The sequence below is a fragment of the uncultured Tateyamaria sp. genome (genome assembly GCF_947497045.1).
Lineage (GTDB): Bacteria > Pseudomonadota > Alphaproteobacteria > Rhodobacterales > Rhodobacteraceae > Tateyamaria.
In genome coordinates this window covers 71,304-78,716 of sequence record NZ_CANMEU010000014.1, presented here as the reverse complement: position 1 = coordinate 78,716, position 7,413 = coordinate 71,304, and the positions used below count along the sequence as shown (strand labels likewise).

Here is a 7,413-nt window from a genome sequence, read left to right as displayed (position 1 = left end):
TAAATCGACTCTGATGCTTTTGATGCCCGCCTCAGTAAACTCGTCAATTATTTTCAACAACAGGCTAGTCTTGCCCATCTGACGATTGCCATAGAGCATCGGCACCCATTCACTACTACGATCAATCACAACCGTACGGAATTCGGCATCAAAGGGACGCTCAACATATACCTGTGTTTGCCTATCTGTAATTTCGGCAAATGTATGATATCTATTAAAAATTGTCATTTAGCCGTTGCTCTCTTGCAGAGCCGCTGAACATATTCTGGTACCCCTCCACCTCGTTCGACGTATCCGCTCCATTCAAGAAAGCGCCTGGCCCTAAAGCTAACACCCACGCTAAGTGAGCCACTTGCTAAGTCAGACATTAGGGTATCGGAACCTTCATGATGCTCTAGTAGCGCTAGCCGCCTGGAAACAGAATCTGCAAATTTTCCAAGCTCATCATCATGTTTACATTTTGACGAGGTAACGTTTTTACTTCCTTCCAGCTCATCCAAGATCGCTTCAATCGCCTCATCTAGAGCGGAAACTGTCGCATAATGCCCGTACTGTTCTTTAGGGATCTGACGGACTTTGTGGAGCGCAGCATGGTGCAACAATAAGCAACAACCAAACGCATCTCGCATGATTTCAATAGCCTCCAGAACGTTCCAGACCAATTTTTCTGAAGGATGATCACCAAGAACCACGTTAACCAACTTATTTAGAGAAATTGTATCAACATGCCCACATTCGATAAATGCTCCACGAGTCACATAGTCCGAAACGCCTTGTATTGATCCCGCTAGGCCGTCGTCTGAAACAAAGATCAGATTATCATCCTTTCGCTCTTGTCGATCAAATAGCGTGAAGAGAAGATCACAAACATCCTCAATATTTTCTGAGTTGAGTGACAATTCATAGAAGTCCTCTACTATCCGGATTGCTCGTGGCTTCTTCATCAGATGGCGATGGAGCAACCGTCGGAAACTTCTGTTGAAGCTCCTTTTTTCTGGGTCCAAGTCATTCGTTCTGAATTCTTCTTCACCACCCGATAAAGCATAGCCACAAGCGTTCCAAATTTCTTGCTTTGATAATTTCTTCGATGGCCATTCCCCTCCATCAAAGAAATCAGCCATTCTGCCAACAATTGGCTGCCGGCCCATATTTTGGGCAATTGGAACTATTCTCTTGAGAAGACTGGTCTTACCTGATCCGGCACCACCGACGACATATACACTTTTTAACATGGAGTGTTCGGAATGCGCCTCCCCATGACCTATCAATTCACGCTCGACCAAGATATCAGAGTACCTTTCAACATAGTTAAGCGCCCCGATCGGTAGATAGCTCCCAGGAGGATGATAGACATAGTTGTCTAGATTGTTGTTTGGCCCCCGTCTCAGAAATGACTTAATTGCAATCGATATTTCCTCGAATTCTGTCTCACTTAAGTCAGGAAGCGCATCTCGTTTATGGGAAAGAAATACGTCCAGTTTTTCACATAGATCCTCAGATAGAGGGCGTTTTCCATTTGTGATCAAAGAAAAAACTGCCACATTGGACTTTGCAAAATGGCAGAACTCTTTGTTCGTAAAGCCGAGCCGGGTTCTAAGATTTTCAAACGCTGCCGTCTCATGGCTAGTCAGCGTCCAGCTAGTTTTTCTCTTCGACATCACACTTCCTCTCGAAGGGTAATGTAGACACGTTTACGAACAAAGCTACGGATGAAAAGCTAAAGCGCTATTTCACACATGCAAATATTTGCAGATGCGATTAATGATCCTGTTACATTGGGATGCCCAAACATGCTTGTTGACGCGCGTAGTGCATTGCACTGAGAACAACCCAAGAGAGCGTTGCGACTGAAGCATCCAATCATCTAATCTTTTGATTATGTTTGCTTTTACAGCATCATAAGTGAGGTACATGACCAAATCATGTTTGAGAACACTGGCTAGCGAAGCGGCCGTCAAGTGAAATTCAGAAGTTGATTATAGTGTGCAAACTGGGGTTAAACTACACAACATGAAGTCAGCTGTGCAATCATGCCGTATATCATCGTACCTTAACCATCCAACAACTCCTCGATGAGCTCTTCCCGCATATCCAGCGTTTGCTCCCAAGCCTTCGGGACACCCGCCTCCCGTTCCAACGTCTCCGGCGCTGGCGGCTCCTCCAGCTCAACCCCTTCAGCCATGACCCGCATCCCCCGCGCCTCACGCCGTTCGGCACGATCTCTTGCCGGCGAATGGCCCCCGGTATCGTCCGCCCCCTCCGCTCTGTCTTCGTCACCCCCAACACCCCACGGCCCAACACCTTCCACACTCGGCGGATAAGGAAACGGCTTGTCCTTTTGTTTGGCATCCATCGCCTTGAACACCGGATCATCGAAATACTTCACCCTTTGCGCTTTGATCGGATGTTGCGGGGACGCAAGGATGATCACCTCATCAGGGTCCATCAGCCTAGCTTCAGTTTCCGACAACAACGGCCGCTCCTCCAACCGCGCAGACGTCGAGGTCGCACCCAGTATTCCTTTGTTGCGGCCATACATCCGCGTCACCGCTTCACGGGTCGTGCTCCCCACAGCCGCCGAAACTTCCTTTACTGTCCGCTGATCCCGCGGCGTGATGTAAAGCTTGAGCCCTGCCCCGTTTTCCAAACTTTCTCGCCCTTCAGGACCGTAGATGCGATCCAGAGACGCTAGCGATTGCGCGATCATCGCCACCCTACCCCCGTAACTCGCCAGCGAATGAATAGCGCGCTCAAGGTACGGCATCGCACCCATCTGCTGGAATTCATCAATCATCATCATGACAGGCCATGGCTCATCTGGTCCGGGCTCGTTCAATCTGATTGATGCGATCAAATCCGCGAACATCAGGCGCAACAGCGGCGCCAAGGTCGCGATGTGATCCTCGGACACAGCGATGTAGAGCGACTGCGGCGTTTTGCGGAACGTCGCAAAGTCGAAATCACTGTCGAGCGTCGCTGAGCGCACCGCAGGATTGTCCCATTGCTTTAGGCCCGCCGTCATCAGCGCCTGAATATTTGAGGTCAGCAATCGCGACGACGCGCTGGCCGCGTTGGTCCAAAGCTCACGCAGAATGGTTTCTTCGGCCTCATCGGCATAGGTCTTGTATTGGGCGTTCTTGTACTCACCACCCGCAACGATCTTGTTCACCTCGCCAAGGTTTGCCGTGCCGCGCTGGATCGCCAGCAGACAGGCTGCCACAAAGATCGACTTACCCGCTTCGGAAAACGTATCCAGCGTCTTGTTGTCCTTATCGAGAAAGAGATCGGCCAAGATGCTGACTTCCGTGAACCGTTGCGCGAACGTTGGAGCTTTCGCAATGCGCGACAGCGGATTGTAGCGATGCGTGGCATTGGACCAATCAAACGGGCTGAAGCGATAGACCTCATCCCCATTGAGTGCGCGCAAGCGGGACGTTTTCTCAAAGTTCTCACCTTTGACATCGAGGACTACTACCGAGCCTGCGAAGGCCATCAAGTTCGGGATCACGAAGCCAACACCCTTACCGGCCCGCGTTGGCGCCACCATCATCACATGGGGAATTGCCGCCGAAGAAATGAACTCGCCTTTCGATTTTGGCGCACCCAGCTTGCCACACACAAAGCCCTTCCCCGGCTTGTGAAGCATATCATTTTTCATAAGCTCGGGTTTGGTCTGCCAATGGGCCGACCCGTAGTCATCCCGTTCTTTCTTCCAAGTCCAAGCAAGTGCAAGACCACCGAGCCCGAGGGATCCAAAGCCAACGGCACCATAGGCGACTTTAAACGCCTCTGGGTGTGCGCCGCGCAATCCCGCACCGGCGTTCCAAACCGCCAGCATGTCGAAATTGCCAAACCCCATGCGCAGCGCCAAGGTCAGATAGAAGCTCGCGACAATGGTTCCGAGGATTGCACCGCAGATTGCGCCAAAGGGCAGTGCGGCCCAAAGAGGAAATGCTTTGTTCATCTGTCCATCCTCCCCTTAGAATTCCATCTCGTCGTCGAGACCGCGGTCGCGCCCGAGATCTTTGCCCAAAGTCTGCGCTTCTTGCTGCCCCTTGAGCTGCGCCACTTCGGTTGCTTTGTCCTGCTGCAGACTGGATGCGCGATCGGTGAACACCTGATCGCCGGTTTCTTCAAAGGTCATTTCCAAGAATTCTTGTGCAACGGTGATCTGATCGATCTTGCTCGGCAGCACGTCATCAAGGACTTCGTAATTCCCGCGCCGCAGCTCGCCGAGGCCCTCCTCGCCCAGCTCTTTGAACAGCTCGGCCTGCAAGGTGCGCTCAACGGTTTCTTCCTGAGCCTCAGACAGCAGCCCATCGCGGAGCATATCTGCCAGGTCCTGCAGATAGGTATTTGGCGTGCGATCATCGTCATCGATCAGGGGCAGATCCGCTGCTTCTTCTTCTGCAAGGCTCAACCCGATTGCGACACCCAGTTCTTTGGCTCGTTCCGTCAACGCTTCCATGACCCCATCAACACGCTGCAAGGCCCCGTCGAGCTGTTCATCGCTGGCACTGTCGACCGTCAATCCGTCTTTGCTCAGGACGGCATTCATGTCCCGCTCAACCCAGTCCTGCGCCATGCCGTAGTTTTTGGTCCCGCCTGCGGTGATGCGTGCGACCAGCTCGTCACTGTCCATGCCCGCCTCATCAGCCTGCGCGAGGACCTCTTTCAAAGTGTCATCATTGCCTGATTGCAGCGCTGCAATCAGGACCTCGCTTCCGGCACCGGGCGGATAGGGTTCTTCAAGCTGCTTGCCAAACCGGGCCCGCAATTCGGGGTCGGGCACCATTTGTGACAGATCAGCGATGACGGGCGCTGCCTTTGCCTCAAACGCGGCACGCTCGGACACGTCCAGCTCTTCGGCCTTCAGCCGCAACGCTTCAATCGTACGCTCGGAATAGTCGATGGCATCACCGACGGTCTTGATGTCTTTCATATCGATATCTCCTTCGGTGAATTTCCAAGGGGTGCCCGTGCCAAGGTTGGCGGCCATGCCACGCACCGCGCGAGCGATATGGCTCTGATCCATGCGGTCCAGCAGGTCGGCGAACGCGGTGTAGTCTTTGGCAAAGCCCACGACCTGGGCTTGTGCGACGGCAGTCTCCTCGGCCGTCATGATAATCTCGCGCGGCAGGCGCGCCTCTTCTTTGGCGCGGTAGATTTCAGCGAGGCCTGCGGGTTTCTCGAAGATGCCCCGCTCGAGCCGTGTCGTCGCGTCCAACATGACGCCATAACCTTCAGCGATCTCGGCCTGCTTTTCGCGCATCAACTGCGGCGACATCACGCCCTCGGCCCAGCAAGAAAACCATGTGCCCTGATCGAGGCCTCGATTGTTCAGAATGATGTGGGCGTGTTTGTGGGCGCGGTCGTCATGCACGGCGAGAACATAATCCCACTGATCGCCGTACTCACCGCTCTCAAAAAAATGCTCGGTCCAGTCCATGGCGATGTCGCGCACTTGATCAACGGTGACGTCAGTCGGAAACGACAACAGCATATGCGAGGTGAACCCAAGCTTGGTCGAGCCGCGCCACGTCTCGGCCCAAGCTTCGATGATATCTGACTTCTGATCCTCAGACAGCACCGCCTCATCGGTCAGCGCATTGGTCATGGTCGAATAGGTGTAGACGGCCTTGTCATTGATATAGGCAAGCTGATTGCCAAGAGAGGCTTGCGTCTTACAGCCCCCTGCCCTGATCCGCTTGAACACGGCCGCGCGGCTCTGGCCACTGGCGGCCTTGGCGACGTTGCGCGCAGACATGGATCCCACGCGGGTAAAGCTGCGCCCCTGCCGCCGACCCGCAATGCGCGCATCAATCCGCGCCGCCGCTTTGCCCCGGATCCGCTCATCCTCCCAGAGCTTCCCCATGACGGAACTATAGAGGGCAAGCGGATCAGCCATTGGAGATGTTCCGATCCATCACAGCCGCGCCCACCTCCGGCACAGCCTCTCCTGTCGAAACCAAACCCGCCGACACCCGTTCCCCTTTGCGGGCCCCCTCCCCTGCCACCAATCGCAGCCCAGATGCAGCCCCTATGGGTTCATCTGGATGCGCCCGCAGGGCAGCATCCCCTTCTTCCTTTAACGGCCAATCCTGCTTGCGCCGGACCTGCGCTGCATCCTTCATCTGGCCAAGCTCACGGCTCATGCTCTGCGCAAGATCAAGCAGGTCAACGAGCAAAGCGCGGTCCTCAGACGACACTGACACCTTGCCGCGATGCACCGCCTTTGCCAGCGCCAAACCGGCATCACTGACGTTCTTGGCTTGCCGCCAACTGGCACAGAATTCAGCGACCAGATCGCGTGGCACATCAAGGAACCCACACCGTCCGCGCAGCACTGCATTGAGGGCTTGAGAGCGGTTGGCAAACCCACGTGTCTGCCACTCTGCATCAAAGGCTGCGAGCTCCGAGGCAGAGGCGCGGAAACTGACCCGCTCAGAGGGATCACGCACGGCCAGTCCTTCGCCCTGCTCTTCCTTGGCAAGCCGCGTCACATGCCTTCGAGAGACGCCGTAGGCTTCTGCCAAGACCTTTGGGGTTTCACCTGCATGGTAGCGCCGCGCCAGTTCAATGCGCTTCTCCAGTTTGAGGCGTTTTGGTCTTCCTGTCTTCATTTCTAGACCCCTCGGACAAATGTCGCAGACAAGTGGCATATCCTGCCAACGTCCTTCTCTTCTCCTTCCTTCATATATCAATATTACATATTGCGCAATTTATCTTTTTGTATGAAGTCAATTTCTATGCACTTCGCACCGCCTGCCAAAAGCCACACCGAGCATCAGACCCATTCTGGCAGAGCTTGTTGGCCCCCCCGCGTAAAGAGAGCGCGAGCCATCACCTTCAAAGCGACACGCAAGGATTTGCGCAGCTTAAGACGTGACAAGTGATCAACATGAGAACACCAAGAAAGCTGACGCCCGACCGCGTCGGTGTCAGCTTCTACAACTTCCTGTCTGGGCCCCCGACAGGAAGTCCCTTACCCCTGCGGATCAATCAATCCGCAGGGTTATCTGGCTCAATGAGCCAGATCCTGAGTGCGCAAATCTGCGCAGCGATCTTGTGCGATCAGAGCCTCGGTAGCGAGGCTGTCGATGACTTCGGGATGGTCGCCCTCTTCAAAGGCTGAGAGGTAGGTTTCAAATGCCATGTCAGCTTGCAGTTCTGCGAGGTCGAGGGATTGTTCGTATGTCATGTTGTGATCCTTTCCATTGATCGTCGTTGGACGGATCGTGGAAAAGACTGGAGGCATCAGAGCGGGCTGCACCCAACTTGGGGCGCAATGAAATGGAGCACGCGACGGGCGAGGTTTGTTGTGCGCAAAGCGCAAGGCGTTAGCCGTCCAGAAACCTCGCCCAAGCGTTGCAGGCCGCGCGCCTCCGGGCTAGCGATCTGATGGGCCAACAG

At 54.4% G+C, this 7,413-nt stretch carries 6 protein-coding genes; all 6 read right to left on the bottom strand.

The window, feature by feature from the left end:
- On the bottom strand, positions 1–228 hold a 228-nt coding region (locus Q0859_RS19515; protein ID WP_299154435.1), incomplete at its 3' end, for a hypothetical protein.
- Complete coding sequence (locus tag Q0859_RS19510) at positions 225–1,658, bottom strand: hypothetical protein (protein ID WP_299154432.1); 1,434 nt, start codon at positions 1,656–1,658, stop codon at positions 225–227. The genes Q0859_RS19510 and Q0859_RS19515, both read right to left, overlap by 4 nt.
- Before the next feature lie 392 nt (positions 1,659–2,050).
- Positions 2,051–3,964, bottom strand: a complete 1,914-nt coding sequence (locus tag Q0859_RS19505; RefSeq protein ID WP_299154429.1) for a type IV secretory system conjugative DNA transfer family protein — start codon at positions 3,962–3,964, stop codon at positions 2,051–2,053.
- A gap of 15 nt (positions 3,965–3,979) precedes the next feature.
- On the bottom strand, positions 3,980–5,908 hold the full coding sequence (locus tag Q0859_RS19500; protein ID WP_299154427.1) for a relaxase/mobilization nuclease domain-containing protein: 1,929 nt from the start codon (positions 5,906–5,908) through the stop codon (positions 3,980–3,982).
- Positions 5,901–6,623, bottom strand: a complete 723-nt coding sequence (locus Q0859_RS19495; RefSeq protein WP_299154426.1) for a helix-turn-helix domain-containing protein — start codon at positions 6,621–6,623, stop codon at positions 5,901–5,903. Before Q0859_RS19495 ends, Q0859_RS19500 begins: the two co-directional genes overlap by 8 nt.
- 401 nt (positions 6,624–7,024) lie before the next feature.
- The gene (locus Q0859_RS19490; protein WP_170124821.1) at positions 7,025–7,201 is read right to left on the bottom strand and encodes a hypothetical protein; all 177 of its coding nucleotides are present in this window, start codon (positions 7,199–7,201) and stop codon (positions 7,025–7,027) included.
- Between the last annotated feature and the right edge of the window lie 212 nt (positions 7,202–7,413).